This is a genomic window from Enterobacter cloacae complex sp. (assembly GCF_900322725.1).
Lineage (GTDB): Bacteria > Pseudomonadota > Gammaproteobacteria > Enterobacterales > Enterobacteriaceae > Enterobacter > Enterobacter quasihormaechei.
In genome coordinates this window covers 1,346,651-1,364,106 of record NZ_LT991957.1, presented here as the reverse complement: position 1 = coordinate 1,364,106, position 17,456 = coordinate 1,346,651, and the positions used below count along the sequence as shown (strand labels likewise).

General features: G+C 55.6%; 17 protein-coding genes and 1 riboswitch. Of the genes, 8 read left to right on the top strand and 9 right to left on the bottom strand.

Going from position 1 to position 17,456, the window contains the following annotated elements; translation table 11 throughout:
• Nucleotides 1-19 precede the first annotated feature (19 nt).
• Nucleotides 20-1,450 (top strand): bifunctional D-glycero-beta-D-manno-heptose-7-phosphate kinase/D-glycero-beta-D-manno-heptose 1-phosphate adenylyltransferase HldE, encoded by a 1,431-nt coding sequence (gene hldE / locus DBR02_RS06855; protein ID WP_063867704.1) that lies wholly within the window; start codon nucleotides 20-22, stop codon nucleotides 1,448-1,450.
• A 116-nt stretch (nucleotides 1,451-1,566) separates the two neighbouring features.
• On the opposite strand, the gene ubiK is transcribed toward hldE, so the two are convergent.
• A complete protein-coding gene (ubiK, locus tag DBR02_RS06850; protein ID WP_063451141.1) occupies nucleotides 1,567-1,863 on the bottom strand; it encodes a ubiquinone biosynthesis accessory factor UbiK in 297 nt (98 codons plus the stop codon).
• A 120-nt stretch (nucleotides 1,864-1,983) separates the two neighbouring features.
• Nucleotides 1,984-2,134: riboswitch (FMN riboswitch) on the top strand.
• 105 nt (nucleotides 2,135-2,239) lie between these two features.
• Here ubiK and ribB point away from each other — a divergent pair.
• A complete protein-coding gene (gene ribB / locus DBR02_RS06845) occupies nucleotides 2,240-2,893 on the top strand; it encodes a 3,4-dihydroxy-2-butanone-4-phosphate synthase (RefSeq protein ID WP_107533833.1) in 654 nt (217 codons plus the stop codon).
• Between the two features lie 44 nt (nucleotides 2,894-2,937).
• On the opposite strand, the gene DBR02_RS06840 is transcribed toward ribB, so the two are convergent.
• The 5 genes from DBR02_RS06840 to zupT form a co-directional block, all read right to left on the bottom strand.
• A complete protein-coding gene (locus DBR02_RS06840) occupies nucleotides 2,938-3,996 on the bottom strand; it encodes a hypothetical protein (RefSeq protein WP_107533832.1) in 1,059 nt (352 codons plus the stop codon).
• The gene (locus DBR02_RS06835; RefSeq protein ID WP_107533831.1) at nucleotides 3,980-4,741 is read right to left on the bottom strand and encodes a fimbrial biogenesis chaperone; all 762 of its coding nucleotides are present in this window, start codon (nucleotides 4,739-4,741) and stop codon (nucleotides 3,980-3,982) included. Before DBR02_RS06835 ends, DBR02_RS06840 begins: the two co-directional genes overlap by 17 nt.
• Nucleotides 4,742-4,750: 9 nt before the next feature.
• Complete coding sequence (locus DBR02_RS06830; protein ID WP_173937189.1) at nucleotides 4,751-7,198, bottom strand: fimbria/pilus outer membrane usher protein; 2,448 nt, start codon at nucleotides 7,196-7,198, stop codon at nucleotides 4,751-4,753.
• Nucleotides 7,199-7,273: 75 nt separating this feature from the next.
• Nucleotides 7,274-7,834, bottom strand: a complete 561-nt coding sequence (locus DBR02_RS06825) for a fimbrial protein (protein ID WP_063867712.1) — start codon at nucleotides 7,832-7,834, stop codon at nucleotides 7,274-7,276.
• A gap of 333 nt (nucleotides 7,835-8,167) precedes the next feature.
• A complete protein-coding gene (zupT, locus tag DBR02_RS06820; protein ID WP_063867714.1) occupies nucleotides 8,168-8,941 on the bottom strand; it encodes a zinc transporter ZupT in 774 nt (257 codons plus the stop codon).
• A 130-nt stretch (nucleotides 8,942-9,071) separates the two neighbouring features.
• Between zupT and ygiD the strand changes: the two genes are divergently transcribed.
• Nucleotides 9,072-9,860, top strand: coding sequence for a 4,5-DOPA dioxygenase extradiol (ygiD, locus tag DBR02_RS06815; protein ID WP_107533829.1), 789 nt, complete (start codon nucleotides 9,072-9,074; stop codon nucleotides 9,858-9,860).
• An 82-nt stretch (nucleotides 9,861-9,942) separates the two neighbouring features.
• Here ygiD and DBR02_RS06810 read toward each other — a convergent pair whose 3' ends face one another.
• A complete protein-coding gene (locus DBR02_RS06810; protein WP_107533828.1) occupies nucleotides 9,943-11,103 on the bottom strand; it encodes a glutathionylspermidine synthase family protein in 1,161 nt (386 codons plus the stop codon).
• A gap of 2 nt (nucleotides 11,104-11,105) precedes the next feature.
• Complete coding sequence (locus tag DBR02_RS06805) at nucleotides 11,106-11,771, bottom strand: DUF1190 family protein (RefSeq protein ID WP_063867719.1); 666 nt, start codon at nucleotides 11,769-11,771, stop codon at nucleotides 11,106-11,108.
• Between the two features lie 219 nt (nucleotides 11,772-11,990).
• Here DBR02_RS06805 and DBR02_RS06800 point away from each other — a divergent pair, with 219 nt between their 5' ends.
• Nucleotides 11,991-13,148 carry a DDE-type integrase/transposase/recombinase gene (locus DBR02_RS06800; RefSeq protein WP_107533827.1) on the top strand — a complete coding sequence of 386 codons (1,158 nt, stop codon included), beginning with the start codon at nucleotides 11,991-11,993 and terminating at the stop codon, nucleotides 13,146-13,148.
• A 114-nt stretch (nucleotides 13,149-13,262) separates the two neighbouring features.
• Here DBR02_RS06800 and tolC read toward each other — a convergent pair whose 3' ends face one another.
• On the bottom strand, nucleotides 13,263-14,741 hold the full coding sequence (gene tolC / locus DBR02_RS06795) for an outer membrane channel protein TolC (protein ID WP_063867721.1): 1,479 nt from the start codon (nucleotides 14,739-14,741) through the stop codon (nucleotides 13,263-13,265).
• A gap of 203 nt (nucleotides 14,742-14,944) precedes the next feature.
• On the opposite strand from tolC, the gene nudF reads away from it, so the two are divergent.
• From nudF to yqiA, 4 genes are read left to right on the top strand one after another with little or no spacing between them, the layout of a single operon-like run.
• Nucleotides 14,945-15,577, top strand: a complete 633-nt coding sequence (nudF, locus tag DBR02_RS06790; protein ID WP_102751121.1) for an ADP-ribose diphosphatase — start codon at nucleotides 14,945-14,947, stop codon at nucleotides 15,575-15,577.
• Nucleotides 15,574-15,996: a DUF1249 family protein gene (locus DBR02_RS06785; RefSeq protein ID WP_063451153.1), complete on the top strand. Its 423-nt coding sequence runs from the start codon at nucleotides 15,574-15,576 to the stop codon at nucleotides 15,994-15,996. The genes nudF and DBR02_RS06785 overlap by 4 nt, the downstream gene beginning before the upstream one ends.
• Before the next feature lie 27 nt (nucleotides 15,997-16,023).
• On the top strand, nucleotides 16,024-16,851 hold the full coding sequence (cpdA, locus tag DBR02_RS06780; protein WP_063867725.1) for a 3',5'-cyclic-AMP phosphodiesterase: 828 nt from the start codon (nucleotides 16,024-16,026) through the stop codon (nucleotides 16,849-16,851).
• Nucleotides 16,851-17,432 carry an esterase YqiA gene (gene yqiA / locus DBR02_RS06775; RefSeq protein WP_023306967.1) on the top strand — a complete coding sequence of 194 codons (582 nt, stop codon included), beginning with the start codon at nucleotides 16,851-16,853 and terminating at the stop codon, nucleotides 17,430-17,432. The genes cpdA and yqiA overlap by 1 nt, the downstream gene beginning before the upstream one ends.
• Nucleotides 17,433-17,456: the final 24 nt, after the last annotated feature.

The window sequence follows — 17,456 nt, the reverse complement described above, 5'->3', positions numbered from 1 at the left end:
AATCTTTCTGGAGTCAGGAATGAAAGTAACACTGCCAGAGTTTGAACGTGCTGGAGTTATGGTTGTCGGTGATGTGATGCTGGATCGCTACTGGTATGGGCCGACCAGCCGTATCTCTCCGGAAGCGCCGGTGCCGGTGGTTAAGGTCGACACCATTGAAGAGCGTCCAGGCGGCGCGGCAAACGTGGCGATGAACATAGCCTCGCTGGGCGCGCATTCGCGTCTGGTGGGCCTGACCGGCATTGACGATGCGGCGCGTGCGCTGAGTCAGTCGCTGGCGGACGTGAACGTGAAGTGCGACTTCGTTTCTGTTCCGACACACCCAACCATCACCAAGCTGCGCGTGCTGTCGCGTAACCAGCAGCTGATCCGCCTCGATTTTGAAGAAGGGTTCGAAGGCGTTGATCCTGAGCCGCTGCACGAGCGCATCAGCCAGGCGCTGGGCAATATCGGCGCGCTGGTGCTGTCTGATTATGCCAAAGGTGCGCTGGCGAGCGTGCAGACCATGATCCAGCTGGCGCGTAAAGCCAGCGTACCGGTGCTGATCGACCCGAAAGGCACCGATTTTGAGCGCTATCGCGGCGCAACCCTGCTAACGCCAAACCTTTCTGAGTTCGAAGCGGTGGCGGGCAAGTGCAAAACGGAAGAAGAACTGGTTGAGCGCGGCATGAAAATCATCGCTGATTTCGAGCTGTCTGCGCTGCTGGTCACCCGTTCTGAACAGGGCATGACGCTGCTGCAACCGGGCAAGGCACCGCTGCATATGCCAACCCAGGCGCAGGAAGTGTACGACGTGACCGGTGCCGGTGATACGGTGATCGGCGTGCTGGCGGCGACGCTGGCGGCGGGTAACTCCCTGGAAGAGGCGTGCTACTTCGCGAACGCCGCGGCGGGCGTGGTTGTCGGTAAACTCGGGACCTCCACCGTTTCGCCAATCGAGCTGGAAAACGCGGTGCGCGGGCGTGCGGATACCGGCTTTGGCGTCATGACCGAAGACGAGCTGAAGGTGGCCGTTGCCGCCGCGCGTAAACGCGGTGAAAAAGTGGTGATGACTAACGGCGTGTTCGACATCCTGCATGCGGGTCATGTTTCGTATCTGGCGAACGCGCGCAAGCTGGGCGATCGCCTGATTGTGGCGGTCAACAGCGATGCGTCGACCAAACGTCTGAAAGGCGAAACGCGCCCGGTGAACCCGCTGGAGCAGCGCATGATCGTGCTCGGCGCGCTGGAAGCGGTGGACTGGGTGGTGTCGTTTGAAGAAGATACCCCGCAGCGCCTGATTGCCGGGATCCTGCCTGACCTGCTGGTGAAGGGCGGCGATTACAAGCCAGAGCAAATCGCGGGTAGCGAAGAGGTCTGGGCGAATGGCGGTGAAGTGATGGTGCTCAACTTTGAGGACGGGTGCTCAACCACCAACATCATCAGGAAGATCCAGAAAGACAGTCAGTAAAAAAACGGGCCAGCTGGCCCGTTTTTTTATGTCGGGTGGCGGCTGCGCCTTACCCGACCTACGCGTTCATCCAGGCCCGGTAAGGCAGAGCCGCCACCGGGCACAACAGGCCGCACTTACTCCTGGTCATCCACCGGCGGAATGGCCGGAGCCGGCTTCACTTCTTCCGGCGCATTACGGTTTTCCAGATCGCTCAGACGCTGTTCCAGCAGCGCCAGCTTCTCGCGGGTGCGCAGCAGAACCTGAGTCTGCACGTCAAACTCTTCGCGGCTGACTAAATCAAGGCGAACCAACTGTGCCTGCAACGTCTGGCGGATTTTCTTCTCAACGTCATCACCAAACTCACGAATGCCTTTCGGCATGGACTCATGAACCTGACGCGCGATCTGCTCAATTTTCTTTGGGTCAATCATTGTCGTTTCCCTTGATGAAAAGGTGTTAGTGCCTATTGTAGCGCGTCATGCCGCGGGTTAAACAAAATTGTTTGAAGCTTATGCATTGCCCAGGGTAATCAATAGCGTTATAGTTATCTCGCTTATTCTCAGGGCGGGGCGAAATTCCCCACCGGCGGTAAATCAGCTTAGCGCTGAAAGCCCGCGAGCGCTTTGGGTGAATTCTCAAAGGTCAGCAGATCCGGTGTAATTCCGGGGCCGACGGTTAGAGTCCGGATGGGAGAGAGTAACGATCAAGTCGGGCGAGGCCCGCTCACGTTATTTTTTTGCCGCTTGTACGGCGCTCCTAAGACTGCCCTGATTCTGGTAACCATAAAGTTAATGAGGTTTTTTTACCATGAATCAGACGCTACTTTCCTCTTTTGGCACTTCAACTCAACGTGTTGAACATGCACTGGATGCACTGCGCGAAGGCCGCGGCGTGATGGTGCTGGACAACGAAAATCGTGAAAACGAAGGCGACATGATTTTCGCCGCCGAAAACATGACCGTTGAGCAGATGGCGCTGACCATTCGTCACGGCAGCGGCATCGTATGCCTGTGTATTACCGAAGACCGCCGCCAGCAGCTTGAGCTGCCGATGATGGTTGAAAACAACACCAGCGCCTTCGGGACCGGTTTTACCGTGACCATTGAAGCGGCGCATGGCGTAACCACCGGCGTGTCGGCGGCTGACCGCCTGACTACCGTCCGTGCAGCCATTGCCGATGGCGCGAAACCTTCCGATCTGCACCGTCCTGGCCACGTCTTCCCGCTGCGCGCGCAGCCGGGCGGCGTGCTGACCCGTGGTGGTCATACCGAAGCGACCATCGATCTGGTGACGCTGGCTGGCTTCAAGCCTGCGGGCGTCCTGTGCGAGCTGACCAACGATGACGGCACCATGGCGCGCGCGCCGGAGTGCATCACCTTTGCCCGTCTGCACAACATGCCGGTGGTGACGATTGACGATCTGGTGGAGTACCGCCAGTCGCACGAGCGTAAGGCCAGCTGAACGCGCTGACGTGAAAAAGCCGGGGAAACCCGGCTTTTTTGTTGCTAGTGGTAGTTAATTTTGAACAGTACCACGGTTTCAAACGGCCCGGACCGGATCGCTTTTCCCTCCACCGGCGACAGCTCTGCGGTGTAGTTTTGCTCATACTGCAACGTGCTGCCCGTAAAATCCGCATACTCTTTATACTGGTTAAACGTATAGGGCTCCGTCCCGTTCAGAATACGCAGCTTTAAGCCGTTACCAATCAGCAGCGCGGTATCGTCCGCGGTGAGCGTGTCGGTAGTGTAAAACGACGAATCCATCTTAAAACCGTCGGAGCACTGGGCGTCCTGAACCTTCGTGGTCCTGACCGAAAAGGTCCGCTTGCGCGTTTGCTGGTTCACAATGTCGCGGGCGCTAAAGGTGCCGAAATCAATTTCCTGGTTTTCCGGGAAAATGCTGAAGGTTGCCCCGCAGTCCAGTACCGTAATGTTTTGCAGACCGTTGATGTGGTACTTAAGGTTCTTCGCGTCAACCATCTGGTTCACCCCGCCCTTGCCGTCAAACTGCACCACGATGTAATCGCTCAGCGAGCTGACGTAGCCGTGGGGCGGGACGGCCTTAATCTTGACGAACAGACGCAGGCGGGCGATAAACGTGCGCGAAGTGTGGATATCGTCCGGGTTACCGGAGCAGATGCGGTTTTCCCAGCCCATCTGCCGTATCTGTGTAGGGGTGTAGATCGTGATGTTATTGTTATCCAGGCACTGATGCGTATCAACGCCGTTGGACTGGCCTGTCGCATCGTAATCCATCCCTTCATACGTGACGCCGAGCTCATAGTAAGGATCGGTTGCGGAGGGGTACGGGTTGACCCAGGCATACACATCTTCTGGCTCAAACCCGCTGGTGACGTTGTGATCGCACGTCACCGGAATTTTAATGTCGTTCGATTCCCAGATTTTTTGCCCAACCTGCGCGTTGCTGGGGATAGCAAAAGGCGAGATCGTTTTTGTCTCCTCGACGGGCCCGCCCGAGCCGCCCAGATAGCAGTTAAGCGCCAGCGCCTCTTTCAGCGGTAAAAAGGCCAGCAGAAGCAGCATGAGGTTAATGAGCTTGCGCATCAGGGCTGACCTTCCGTTCGGTGAGCTTGCAGTAAGCCGTTCCCGCGCATTGCGCATCCACTTTCCTGAGCGCGCCGTAATCGTCGATATACCCGATGCTGTAATAGCTGCCGTGATAATCCCCGGTGGTGGTGGTTTCCGTGGCAAAAGGCGCAATCATCAGGCTGTCAAAGCCCGGCAGCATGGTTTTGGCGTTTTTGCTCAGCCACGCCAGCGTGATGTAGTAGGGCGTCGGGTTATGCACCGTCAGGCCTTTCGCGCTGGCGGTAATTTCCATCCGCATTTCCGTCATCACCCCCGGCTTTTTGGCGATCGCCTTTGGACGCCAGAACAGTTTGATTCGGCTCTGCATCGCCACCTGCATCACGCTGCGCTCCTCGCTTGCGCTGCTGCTTTTAGGCGGCACTTCGCGCAGGTTGAAGTAAAACAGGGACTCCCGGTCTTTAGGCAGCTGGCCGGTCGCGGCTTGTTTCACAATTCTTACCTGGGATGAGGAGCCCGCCTCAATGCGCTGAATGGGCGGAAGCGCCATAAAGTGCGCGTCTTCTTTGCGCCCTTTTTCATCTTCAATCCAGGAAAGCGCCAGGTAAGGCAGCGCCTTGCTCTGGTTGTCCACTTTCAGGCTGCTGGCCTTATCGCTTTCGGGAAAGACAATGCGCGTGCGGTCCAGGTTAATGGCGGCATGAGTGGTAAATGCTGCGCTGAAGAGCATCAGGCACAGGCTTTTAAGCGGGGTTAATTTCATCATGATTTCTTACTGACAAGGCAGTATCAGCTGCATACTGTTTTCTAAGTGAGAAGGTAGCGAGAAGCGACACTGCTGATTGTCGCCCCACGTCACCCGAAACTGTTGTTCTGGCTCAACCGCGCCCAGCCAGACGTGGCCTTCATCGGCGACCATCCCAACCTGCAAATCGCTCTCCTTAAGTCGAACGATCGCCCCCAGCGGCGGCGTGCCTGACGGCGTTCGTAAAATGCCCGCGATGTCCTTACCCGCCCGCGTGGCAATCTGACGGTATCCAATGGCGCCCTCGGTCCAGGTGGAGGTGACGACGCGGTTGTCCACATCCACGCCATCCGGGAGGTTGTTCATATTGACCTGCACGCTGGAGGGCGTATAGCTGGAGAATGACGGCAAAACGCCAATGCCAAACCGGTTGGTCTCATCCCGCGACATGTTCAGCGGGATACTGCCCACGCCGTCGGTGCTTACCATCACGCGCGGCTCATTGCCGTAGCTGCGTCGGTGCAGGGCGGCACCTTTCGCCGTTGAGGTGAACGATCCGTTCCAGCTTGCGCTGAGGGATGTGTATTCATCGGCTTTATAGCTGCCGGAAAGGTTCAGATCGCCAAAGGTCGAATAATGCTGATAATTTCCGCTGACCTGCGCCCCGGCGTCCGGCTTTTCACTTTCCGCACCTGCGGAAACGCCCCATGTATTATTGCGGTCCGAGGTGTCATACCACGACACGTTATGGCTGAGCGTGTCGCTGTTGCGCAGGTCATAGTTCAGGCGATGGTCGGGATCGAGCGGTACGCTGAGCGAGAGGTAAAACTGGGTGTCGTCGTTCTCGTCTTCATCTTCGTAATGCGTTTTACTCCAGGACACGCTCACGCCCAGGTTTTTCCAGCGGCCCACGTCAAAGTTGTAGCCCGCCGTGATGCTGCCCGTTGTGGAGGGCGCGTCGTTCCACCAGGTCTGGCGCAGCATGTTCACATACACATTCAGCGATAGTGCCGAAATATACTGGCTTGCCGTGACGCTGAGCGTCTGTTTTTCGGTCTGGCGGTCACTGTCGTCATAGTCAAGGTAACGGGCGTAGCTCAAAAACTGCGGGTCCGAGTAGCGATAGCTGGCAAGCGTGAGCTGGCTGCCGGTCGTATCGAAACGCTTACTGTAGTTAACGCGGTAGCTGTAGCCTGTCTGGCTGCTTTGGCCGGGTAGCTGGCTGGTGGACTGCGTAACGTCAAACGAGAGCGCGCCGAGGTACGCCATGTTCTGGCCTATCCCGGCGGCAACGGAGCGATAATGGTCGCCATCAGCCAGCGTGCCGCCGTACAGGGAAGTTTGTGACAGTACGCCCCAGGAAAACTCGCCGCTCATGAAGCCGTTATCTTCAACATCGTGAGAGGCGTCCTTGCGCGCCTTCCCGGCCGCGAGCTTGTAGCGTAGCTGGCCCTTGCGCGTTAAGAAGGGGACGGATTCGGCAGAAACCTGGAAGGTGCTCACGCGCCCGTCCTCTTCCGTCACCTTAACGTCCAGCGTACCCTGAACCGACTGGTTTAGATCCTGAATAACAAAGGGGCCGGGCGGCACTTTACTCTGGTAAATCACGCGGTCGGCAAGGCTAACGGTCACCGTGGCGTTGGTCTGGGCAATGCCGGTAATTTGCGGAGCATAGCCGCGCAACGACCACGGCAGCATGCGCTCGTCGCTGATCAGCGAGGCGCCGGTATAGGTGAAGGCGTCGAAAATCGCGGACTGGAAATCCGTTTCCCCGAGCGTCAGCTTTGCCCCGAGCGAGGGCAGGGGGCGGAACATATAGACGCGAGAAAAACGGCCGTCGTGCTCCGAGCCCGCTTCGGTATGGCTTTGCGTGTACTGGAAATCACTGCGCAGCCGCCACGCCCCCATGTTCGCACCGGCGGTGCCGTAGGTATTGGCGTTGTCATTGCTGCTGCCGCTATCGGGCTGATAATGGCTGGCGAAAAGATTGTAATCCAGCAGCACGCCCGGTACGCCGTTATCCCAGGTGGCCGGGGGCATCCAGTCGGCTGCGCGATACTGCAACCACGCCTGAGGGATCGTCACTTTCAGCGTCTGGCTGGCCTGCTCAAAGTTGAATTTGATGTCTGGCCTGGCGGTGAAGTCAACGCATCCCTCTTTTTCCGGTAACGCCTGACGAACGTTATCCTGCAACGCAAACGTATCGGCCAGCTCAGGAGGAATACAGACCTGAACCGCATCGTTTATTTCCCGCCAGCTTAGCTGCCAGCCGTTGGCCAGCGGAATATCATTAATTGAAACCGTGACGAAATAACGCCCCGGGATAACGGATATTTGATCTTTAAAAAGCGACAAATCAACGCCGCCGCGCTGATCTTTATCGATGGCATTAATGTTGAATTCGGTGGCAGAGGCGACTTTCGTCATTAACAGGGACGTAATGATGAGTAACCATTGTAATTTATATGTCATCATCCTGTTACTCGAAGAATAATATTTCGTGCCGACTGGCATAAAATGCCAGTCGGTTTATACCGTGACGCAACGTTTTTATTTGTACATCAGGACATAGTTAGCGGTAGCTTCCACCTGGCCTGCTGTCGCGGTTTTACCTGCCGCGACTTCCATAAGCGCTTTAAAATGCAGCGTCTGCGTGGTTGAACCTGGCAGCAGGTCAATCTCGTTAGCTTGTCCCAGCGTAATATTAGACTCCGCGTTATCCATCAAACGCACACCCACGTTCTGAGCACCGCTGGCATAGGTGTTGCTCATCAGGCTGGTATCCGTCGCGTCCGTTGCTGCGCTGGTGAAGGTGACATCGACTTTGGTAATTGGCGTGTCGGTCTCGTCTGCCGGATCGTCAAGCTGGCAGTTTTCCAGATTAATATCGACCGGAACAGGCGTTGATTTTTTGTTGGCATTGATAACGGCGGTGGTGACTTCACCCAGGTCAACTTCTTTATCAACGCTGTCTGGTGCAATGCTGCACGGCGCATCGATGACCACACCTTTGAATTTGATTTTGCCTGAACCCTGTTCTTCAGCAAAAGCAGAACCCGAAACAATGGCAGCCATCGCAACCGCTAACAGTACTTTTTTACCCATATACATGAAAATATCCTTTTTCAATTGAATTCATAATCTGAATATTAATTTTCAGAATACTCGCAAAGTATAACGGGATGAGGGAGGCGTTTGCGATTAATGAGACTTAAAGATATTTTTAGAGGAGGTTAATATATAATTTATTACTATCGTAACCGGTTAATATTTCATGTAACAGCGGCTTTTTAAGCGCAATTTAATTGGGAAATATTGCGCTTAAAAATATCCATAAAAATTCTTGATTTTCCAATTGTAAATACAGAGCCGCAGACATTGTAAAATGCAACGGCTGCGCCGGGGCGCATCAAAGAATTGCCCTCATTGATGAGGGCATCCGAGTCAGCCTATACCTGCCGTTTGCAGCAGAACCAGGCTGAGCCCCATCACCGACATGCCGCACAGCACGCCGTAGCTGGGATTATTGTTAGGGTCGATCTCTTTCGCCAGCGGCATCAGCTCATCGACAGAGAGCGCGACCATGATCCCGGCCACCGCCGCCATGATGGCAGCCATCACCACTGGCGAAACGAGGCTGCCGAGGATCAGCCACGCCAGTACGCCGCCGAGAATTTCAGCCAGGCCGGAAACGCCTGCCCAGAGCACGGCAGTCCGTTTTGAACCGGTGGCCGCGTAGACCGGGCCGGCAACGGCAAGTCCTTCAGGAATATTGTGTAAGGCTACCGCCAGCGCCACGCCAAACCCCATTTCAAGATTGCTGCTGGCCGTGACGTAGGTGGCAACGCCTTCCGGAAAGTTATGCAGGCTGATGCCGAGCGTCAGCAGGATGGCCGTGCGCTTGATGTTGCCCGGAAGGGGAGCCGCGCGTTTTTGCATCAGATCCTGAGGGTGCGCGTGAGGCAGCATACGGTCGAGCGCAAAATAGCCCAGCAGGCCGACGATGAACATGCCGTAGCCCAGCACTGGCGACATTCCCTCGGTATGAAGGGCTGCGGGCAGCATCTCCATCAGCGAGATAAGCAGCATGATCCCGGCGGCGAAACCCAGCGAAAAGGCCAGAAGGCGGTTAGACGGTTTTTGTCCGAGCACGCCGAGGAACGCGCCGATAAAGGTCGCGGCACCCGCAAGTACGGTCAAAATCAAGGGTACTGACATGCACTCTCCTTAAGCTGTATCTGACATTCAAATTTCCTGATGATGATCTTCACGGTTATCTGCGTTCATCTTCACCTGAATGCGCGTAATGTAGAACCATCAAATTGACACCTCCTGTAAGGATATCACCATGTCTTCATCTCGTATGCCAGCACTGTTTTTAGGCCATGGCAGCCCAATGAACGTTCTGGAAGATAACGTCTATACCCGCACCTGGCGTCACCTGGGTGAGACGTTGCCGCGACCGAAGGCGATTGTGGTGGTGTCTGCGCACTGGTTTACCCGTGGTACTGGCGTAACGGCCATGGAAGCGCCGAAAACTATCCATGATTTTGGCGGCTTTCCGCAGGCCCTGTATGACACGCACTATCCTGCGCCCGGCTCCCCTGCGCTGGCGCAGCGGCTGGTGGATCTGCTCGCACCGGTTCCGGTGACGCTGGATAAAGAAGCCTGGGGCTTTGACCATGGCTCCTGGGGCGTCCTGATTAAAATGTATCCCGAGGCCGATATCCCGATGGTGCAGTTGAGCGTCGACAGCACCAAACCAGCGGCCTGGCACATGGAGATGGGGCGCAAGCTGGCAACCCTGCGTGATGAAGGCATCATGCTGGTAGCGAGCGGTAACGTGGTGCATAACCTGCGTACGGCGCGCTGGCACGGGGAGAATACCCCGTATCCCTGGGCGACGTCTTTTAACAACTATGTGAAAGACAACCTCGCCTGGCAGGGGCCAGTTGAACAGCATCCGCTGGTAAACTATCTGGATCACGAAGGCGGTTCGCTCTCTAACCCCACGGCGGATCACTTCCTGCCGCTGCTGTATGTGTTAGGCACGTGGGATGGTCAGGAGGAGATTACCATCCCGGTCGACGGCATTGAGATGGGGAGTTTGAGTATGCTGTCGGTGCAGGTAGGGTAAAAACATGCCGGGTGGCGGCTTCGTCTTACCCGGCCTGCATGTCGAGCGTAGGCCCGGTAAGCGTAGCGCCACCGGGCAAGTCTTATTCAACAAAAATATGCGGATAGAACCGTGACAGATCCTGCGTAATCAGCGCGCGATCTTCGCGAATGCCAATCCCGGCAGGTTGATCGTTAATAAGCCAGCTGCCGATCAGCGTATAGCTGTCGCCAAACTTCGGCAGTTGATAAAACTCCTGGACGATCATCCCTTCTTCACCGTACGGCCCTTCAACCGCTTCCAGCGTTTTACCGTTTTCGATAATGGAGACGTTCGCGCCTTCGCGGGAGAAGATCGGCTTAACGACGTATTTCTCCATCGGCGGGAACTCATCTTCGGCAAAGTATGCAGGCAGCAGGTTCGGGTGGTTCGGGAACATCTCCCACAGCATCGGCAGCAGGGCTTTATTGGAGATAATGCTCTTCCAGGCCGGTTCCAGCCAGCGCACGCCGGCGTCTTCCAGTTTGGTCGAGAACATCTCGCGCAGCATGTACTCCCACGGATAGAGCTTGAACAGGTTGCTGATCACCTGATCCTGCATGTCCGTAAACTGACCTTTTTCACCTAAACCGATATCTTCGATATAGAGGAACTCCGTCGCCACTTCCGCTTCGGCTGCACAGTCCTGCAAATACTGAACCGTACCGCGATCTTCTTCGGTATCGCGGCAGCAGGCGAGGTGCAGCAGGTTGAAACCGTGCTGTTCACGCAGTTCGGCGAAACGCTCAATCAGCTTTTCCTGTAGGCTGTTGAACTGGTCGCTGCCTTCCGGCAGGTTTCCGGCATTCGCCTGATCTTCCAGCCAGATCCACTGGAAGAACGCGGCTTCGTACAGCGAGGTTGGCGTATCCGCGTTGTTTTCTAACAGCTTCGGCTCACCGACGCCGTCCCATGCCAGATCGAGGCGAGAATAAAGCGAAGGCTGATTCGTTTTCCAGGACTGACGGATGAAGCTCCAGGTGTGCTTTGGAATGCGGAATTTGGTCATCAGCGCATCGCTGTCGATGACTTTCTCGACCACCTTCAGGCACATCTGGTGCAGCTCAGCGGTCACCTCTTCAAGCTTTTCAACCTGAGCGAGCGTGAGCTTATAGTAAGCGTCTTCACACCAGTACGGCTCGCCGTACATGGTGTGAAAATTGAAACCGTATTCGGTGGCTTTTTCGCGCCAGTCCGGGCGCTCGACAATACTGACTCGTTCCATGATTAGCCGCCCATTGAGCGAGTCGAAGAGCCGGCCGCACTACGCTGCATGGTGGTTTGTTTCGCCACAGACTCACCGAAGCCGCCACGGGTGATGGTGCTGGTGGTTGCGGGTTTTGGTGCCATCGCGGTTTTCGGTACGGTCATCGTACGGCCCGGCGTTGCTGCGCCGTAACCCTTGCCGGTAGCATCGGTGTATTTACCGTACGCCGGGCTGTTCGGGTTTTTGGAGCTAAACAGCGGCTGCTGCTGATAGCCCGCACCGCCGCTCATCAGACGGCCCATCATATAGCCCGCCATCAGCGGCATCCAGAAGCTGCCGCTGGACTGAGCCTGTGCCTGGTTTTCCGGTGCCATACCCGCCTGAGCCGGCGCCTGCTGGCACTGGCCTTCACCGAATTCAGCGACACAGTCTTCGCGTGAGGCATATTTCGGCGCGGTACGTTCCGCTTCTTTCAGGGCGTTGTTATAGGCCGTTGTACATTCGGCGGCTTTACCGGTGGCAGCCGAACAGTCGTCGGCGTTTTGGTACATCGAGACCGTTTCGTCGCTCTGCTCACAGCCTGCCAGCATAAAGACGGCAGTGACCGCCAGCGCGACAGGTGTCAGGTGGCGCGCGTTCCAGCTTTTGCGGAACGACGCGTGATTCATCGTTTTTGTCCGTTTCATATTTGTCTTCCGGGACCCAGTGGTAATAACGCTCAGGATAGAGGATGAGTGGTTGAAAATGAAGCGAAGAGGGGCGAAATGCAGGGGATCTTTACGTTGGCTTACGTTCGGGGGGATTTTGCGCCGGGTGGCGCTGCGGTATGAACCGGAAACATGGGTAACACTTTAGACCGGATACATGGGTAACAGTTATAACTGGCATAGAAGAGGAGACTCGCTATGCCCTGGACTGAGACCCGACCTATGCAACGCCTTGATTTTATCCGTGCCTGCCATGCAGGTACGGACTCCTTCTCCGCTCTTTGCCGTCTTTTTGGCATCAGCCGTAAAACAGGCTATAAATGGCTTCAGCGGTTTGACCCTTCTGACCTGTCATCTCTCTCTGACCGGTCGCGTGCGCCACGCTCCCACTCCCGGACGGTTCCCGATTATATCGTCGGACACCTGACTGCCCTGCGTCAAAAACACCCTGACTGGGGCCCCAAAAAACTGCGGATGTGGCTCCTCAACCATCATGTCGATTTTACCGTACCTGCTGCCAGCACTGTCGGCGATATCCTCAAGCGTGAAGGCCTGGTTCCGGATAAAAAGCGAAAACGCAGAACCCCGGGCAATCGCCAGCCCCTGACCATCATCAGTGAAAACAATCAGGTCTGGAGCGCTGATTTTAAAGGTAAGTTCAGGCTGCTGAGCAGAGAGTACTGCCATCCCTTCACCCTGACCGACAATCACAGCCGGTATCTTCTGAGCTGCCGGGGAACGGACCGGGAGAGTGAGCCCTTCGTCAGACAGTGCCTGACAGATGCGTTCCTGGAATACGGTCTGCCGGAAGTGCTCAGAACCGATAACGGTCAGCCCTTCGCGGGAACAGGAATAGCCGGATTAAGTCGCCTTGCCGTCTGGCTAATCAAGCTGGGCATCAGGCCGGAGCGTATCAGAAAGGGTCATCCGGAAGAAAATGGCCGCCATGAGCGAATGCACCGTTCCCTGAAAAGTGCAGTGAAACAGGGCAACACCTTCATGACGATGGAAGAACAACAGCGGTGGTTCAGTGATTACCGGGAAGAATTTAACTACGAAAGGCCGCATGAAGCCCTGGCGGGTGCAACGCCCGGAACGGTATGGCATCCCTCGAACCGGCACTGGGATGGCAGTGTTCCTGACTATGCTTATCCGGAAGGAGGTAAGGTCTACAGGGTGAAATCGAGGGGGACACTCTATATGGGGAAAAAGGGGACGGTGTTCCTGAGTGAAGCGCTGACGGATGAGTACATCATGCTGGAAGAACAAGATGATGGCCTTGAGGCCATCATCTTTAACGGAATAACGCTTGCGTACTATGACCGGAAAACCCAGAGTGTGCTCCGGATAGACTAAAATGTGTTACCTATGTTCCCGGTCTGATCTGTCACCTATGTATCCGGTCATACACTGCGCTTACCCGGCCTACGATTCAGTAGGCCCGATAAGCGAAGCGCCATCGGGCAATGCTTAGTTACGGAACGGGTTAGAACCGCTGCTTGCAGGTGCGGTGCTACGCGCTGCCGCTGGCTGCGCTGCTGGCATGCTGCCGTTAGCGTTGAAGTTATCAACCGCGGCATCCTGCTCTGGGTTTTCCGGCGCGACGCTGTCAGGCGACGTGGAAACCGGTTTACCCAGCGTGCTGTTCAGCATTTGCAGATCCTGCTCGTTCAGCGTACCCAGAGCCTGCTTGATGTTCAGCTGGTTAATCAGGTACTGGTAACGTGCGCTGGAGAGCTGCTGCTTAGCGTTATACAGCGTGGTCGTTGCGTCTAACACGTCAACAATGGTACGCGTACCGACGGAGTAGCCCGCTTCCATCGCGTCAAGAGAGCTTTGCGCAGAGACAACGGCCTGTTTGTAGGCGTTGATGCTGCTGATAGACGCGTTCACGTTGTTAAAGGAAGAACGCACGGTTTGCACCACGTTGCGGTGCGCGCTTTCCAGCTGCTCGCTTGCGCCAACAAAGTTGTACTGCGCCTGTTTAACCTGGGAGTTAACCATCCCGCCCTGGTACAGCGGCAGGGAGAAGCTCAGGCCCACTTTGTTCTGACCAATGTTATTGTCATCATAGGCCTGAGACGTCGTTTTAGAGCCGCTGTAGCTGGTATCCGATACGCCGGTTGAGGCGCTCAGGCTCAGGGTTGGCAGGTGGCCGTCCTGTGCAAGGCGGATCTGCTCGCGTGCCAGATCCTGGCTAAGGCGTGCCTGCAACAGGGTCAGGTTGCGGTTTTCCGCTTCTTTCAGCAGGGCGTTTACCGCCTGCGGTTTGTCCGTCTTGAAGCTGTCCACGTTCAGAGAGGCCAGCTCAGGATAGTAGTTACCGGTGACCTGGCGCAGAGCTTCCAGCGCGTTGTCGAGGTTGTTACGTGCGGTCACTTCGTTAGCCAGTACGGTATCGTACTGTGAACGGGCGTTCTGCACGTCAGTGATCGCCACCAGACCCACGTTGAAACGCTGGGTGGTTTGATCTAACTGACGGTAAATCGCCTGCTTCTGCGCTTCGGTGTAGGAGAGGGCGTCAATCGCGCTCAGTACCTGGAAATACGCGGTCGCGGTATTCAGGATCAGCGTTTGCTGATCGGTCTGATAGGTGACATCCTGAATGCCCGCACTCTTTTCCTGCAAACTCAGTTCACGCCATTTGGACATATCGAACAGAGTCTGTGTAAGCTGTAAAGAGGCGCTGGTGGCATTCGAGTCGATGCCGTTGTTATCGCGAAAACCGTTAGTGTAGGTATAATCTGCACCTAAGCCTAACTGCGGCAGCAGTGGGCTACGTGCTTCGTTAATCTTTTCAAACGCAGCATCACGATCGGCCGCTGATTTACGTAAATCAGGGTTGCCCAGACGTGCCTGCTGGTAGACCTGTAACAGGTTCTCTGCCTGGCTCATTGCACTGAAGCCCGTCAGGCTCAGGCCGATAAGGATGGGGAGCAATTTCTTCATTTGCATTCCTTGTTGTGAAGCAGTATTAGCGCTGATCTAATTAAAAATAATTGCCGATTCTAACAGAATCATCCACACCAAAAGGTTGGCGTAACGTGCCATCTGGCGGTAATTTGCTCCAATCTACCATATAGCCATACAAACGGCAGCCAAACAGCCTTGAAATTCACAATTTCATCACCATTGCTACCAGGACTTGACCGATGCAAAAACCAGAAAACGTGCCTGTCACCTTCGCCAAAAACGATGTAGAAATTATTGCACGAGAAACGCTTTATAGCGGTTTTTTTTCAATGGAACTTTACCGTTTCAGGCATCGTCTGTTTAACGGTGAAATGAGCGGTGAGATCAAACGCGAAATTTTTGAGCGCGGGCATGCGGCTGTGTTGCTACCCTTTGACCCAGTGCGTGATGAAGTTGTGCTGGTCGAGCAGGTTCGCATTGCGGCTTATGATACCAGCGAAACCCCGTGGCTGCTGGAAATGGTGGCCGGGATGATTGAAGAAGGTGAGTCGGTCGAGGACGTCGCTCGCCGCGAGGCGCTGGAAGAAGCGGGCCTGGTGGTGGGGCGGACGAAACCGGTGTTGAGCTACCTGGCAAGCCCGGGCGGCACAACGGAACGTTCATCTATTATGGTGGGCGAAGTGGACGCCACGACGGCGGAAGGGATCCACGGTCTGGCAGATGAAAACGAAGATATTCGGGTTCATGTGGTGAGTCGGGAGCAGGCTTACCAATGGGTAGAAGAGGGGAAAATCGACAACGCAGCGTCTGTCATTGCCCTGCAATGGCTGCAACTGCACTATCAGAGTTTACGAAACGAGTGGAAAAAATGAAGCGCTATACGCCTGACTTCCCAGAAATGATGCGCCTGTGCGAAACCAATTTTGCACAGCTGCGCCGCCTGCTGCCGCGAAACGACGCACCCGGCGAAACGGTGAGCTATCAGGTGAGCAACGCCCAGTATCGGTTAACGATAACAGAATCAACGCGCTACACTACGCTGGTGGAAATTGAGCAAACGGCGCCGAAAATCAGCTACTGGAGCCTGCCGTCGATGACGGTACGTCTTTATCACGATGCGATGGTCGCTGAAGTGTGTTCAAGCCAGCAGATCTTTCGCTTTAAAGCGCGGTATGATTACCCGAATAAAAAGTTGCATCAACGCGACGAAAAGCATCAAATTAACCAGTTTTTAGCCGACTGGCTAAGATATTGTTTAGCACATGGAGCAATGGCGATTCCGGTTTGTTAGCGTCATAAACCTACCTAAGGACACCATTTGGAAAGCCTGTTGAACCTGACTGTTGCTGGTGGGGCGCCAGTCAGGATATTACAAATCACCGACACCCACCTTTTTGCCGAAAAGCATGAAACGCTGCTGGGCGTGAACACCTGGGAGAGTTATCAGGCGGTGCTTAGCGCAATTCATGCTGAAAACCGGCCATGCGATCTGATCGTCGCGACGGGCGATCTGGCGCAGGATCAATCTTCCGCAGCCTATCAGCATTTCGCTGAAGGGATTGCGAGCTTTAGCGTGCCTTGCGTCTGGCTACCCGGCAACCACGATTTTCAGCCCGCCATGTACAGTTCGCTTCAGGACGCGGGGATTTCACCGGCAAAATGTGTCTTTGTGGGGGACCAGTGGCAAATTCTGCTCCTCGACAGCCAGGTGTTTGGCGTTCCGCACGGTGAGTTGAGCGACTATCAGCTTGACTGGCTGGAGACAAAACTGGCCGCCGAGCCGGATCGCAATACGCTGCTGCTACTGCATCATCATCCGCTGCCGGCAGGCTGTAGCTGGCTCGATCAGCACAGCTTGCGCAATTCAGCGGCGCTGGACAGCGTGCTGGCGAAATTCCCGCGCGTGAAGCATTTGCTGTGCGGGCACATTCACCAGGAGCAGGATCTCGACTGGAACGGTCGCCGCCTGCTCGCGACGCCATCCACCTGCGTGCAGTTTAAGCCGCATTGCGCCAACTTCACGCTGGATACCATCGCGCCGGGCTGGCGCTGGCTGGAACTGCATGCCGACGGCACGCTGACCACCGAAGTTTGCCGTCTGGCCGGGGCTGAATTCCGCCCGGATACCGCTTCAGAAGGCTACTGATGTCAACGCTCCTTTACCTCCATGGGTTTAACAGTTCACCGCGTTCCGCAAAGGCGACGCAGTTTCGCCAGTGGCTGAGCGAACATCATCCGCACGTGGAGATGATTATTCCACAGCTGCCCCCCTATCCGGCGGATGCGGCAGAGATGCTGGAATCGATTGTGCTTGAACACGGCGGCGAATCGTTTGGCGTTGTCGGGTCGTCGCTCGGCGGCTACTACGCCACCTGGCTGTCGCAGTGCTTTATGTTGCCCGCTGTCGTCGTCAACCCGGCGGTCCGGCCATTTGAGCTGTTAAGGGACTTTCTCGGTGAAAACGAGAACCCCTACACCGGCCAACAATATGTGCTAGAGTCACGCCATATTTACGATCTCAAAGTTATGCAGGTCGACCCGCTTGAAGCGCCCGATCTTATCTGGCTGCTGCAACAGACGGGAGATGAAGTGCTGGATTACCGCCAGGCAGTGGCGTATTACGCATCCTGCCGCCAGACTGTAGAGGAGGGCGGAAACCATGCTTTCACGGGCTTTGAAGATCATTTCACCCAGATTGTCGATTTTCTTGGACTGCACAGCCACTGACAATCAATGCGAATTGCTAGTTTA

Excerpts from the sequence above, each read along its gene's own strand:
- hldE (WP_063867704.1), top strand. The coding sequence starts at position 20 with ATGAAAGTAACACTGCCAGAGTTTGAACGTGCTGGAGTTATGGTTGTC.
- ubiK (WP_063451141.1), bottom strand. The coding sequence starts at position 1,863 with ATGATTGACCCAAAGAAAATTGAGCAGATCGCGCGTCAGGTTCATGAG.
- ribB (WP_107533833.1), top strand. The coding sequence starts at position 2,240 with ATGAATCAGACGCTACTTTCCTCTTTTGGCACTTCAACTCAACGTGTT.
- DBR02_RS06840 (WP_107533832.1), bottom strand. The coding sequence starts at position 3,996 with ATGCGCAAGCTCATTAACCTCATGCTGCTTCTGCTGGCCTTTTTACCG.
- DBR02_RS06835 (WP_107533831.1), bottom strand. The coding sequence starts at position 4,741 with ATGAAATTAACCCCGCTTAAAAGCCTGTGCCTGATGCTCTTCAGCGCA.
- DBR02_RS06830 (WP_173937189.1), bottom strand. The coding sequence starts at position 7,198 with ATGATGACATATAAATTACAATGGTTACTCATCATTACGTCCCTGTTA.
- DBR02_RS06825 (WP_063867712.1), bottom strand. The coding sequence starts at position 7,834 with ATGTATATGGGTAAAAAAGTACTGTTAGCGGTTGCGATGGCTGCCATT.
- zupT (WP_063867714.1), bottom strand. The coding sequence starts at position 8,941 with ATGTCAGTACCCTTGATTTTGACCGTACTTGCGGGTGCCGCGACCTTT.
- ygiD (WP_107533829.1), top strand. The coding sequence starts at position 9,072 with ATGTCTTCATCTCGTATGCCAGCACTGTTTTTAGGCCATGGCAGCCCA.
- DBR02_RS06810 (WP_107533828.1), bottom strand. The coding sequence starts at position 11,103 with ATGGAACGAGTCAGTATTGTCGAGCGCCCGGACTGGCGCGAAAAAGCC.
- DBR02_RS06805 (WP_063867719.1), bottom strand. The coding sequence starts at position 11,771 with ATGAAACGGACAAAAACGATGAATCACGCGTCGTTCCGCAAAAGCTGG.
- DBR02_RS06800 (WP_107533827.1), top strand. The coding sequence starts at position 11,991 with ATGCCCTGGACTGAGACCCGACCTATGCAACGCCTTGATTTTATCCGT.
- tolC (WP_063867721.1), bottom strand. The coding sequence starts at position 14,741 with ATGAAGAAATTGCTCCCCATCCTTATCGGCCTGAGCCTGACGGGCTTC.
- nudF (WP_102751121.1), top strand. The coding sequence starts at position 14,945 with ATGCAAAAACCAGAAAACGTGCCTGTCACCTTCGCCAAAAACGATGTA.
- DBR02_RS06785 (WP_063451153.1), top strand. The coding sequence starts at position 15,574 with ATGAAGCGCTATACGCCTGACTTCCCAGAAATGATGCGCCTGTGCGAA.
- yqiA (WP_023306967.1), top strand. The coding sequence starts at position 16,851 with ATGTCAACGCTCCTTTACCTCCATGGGTTTAACAGTTCACCGCGTTCC.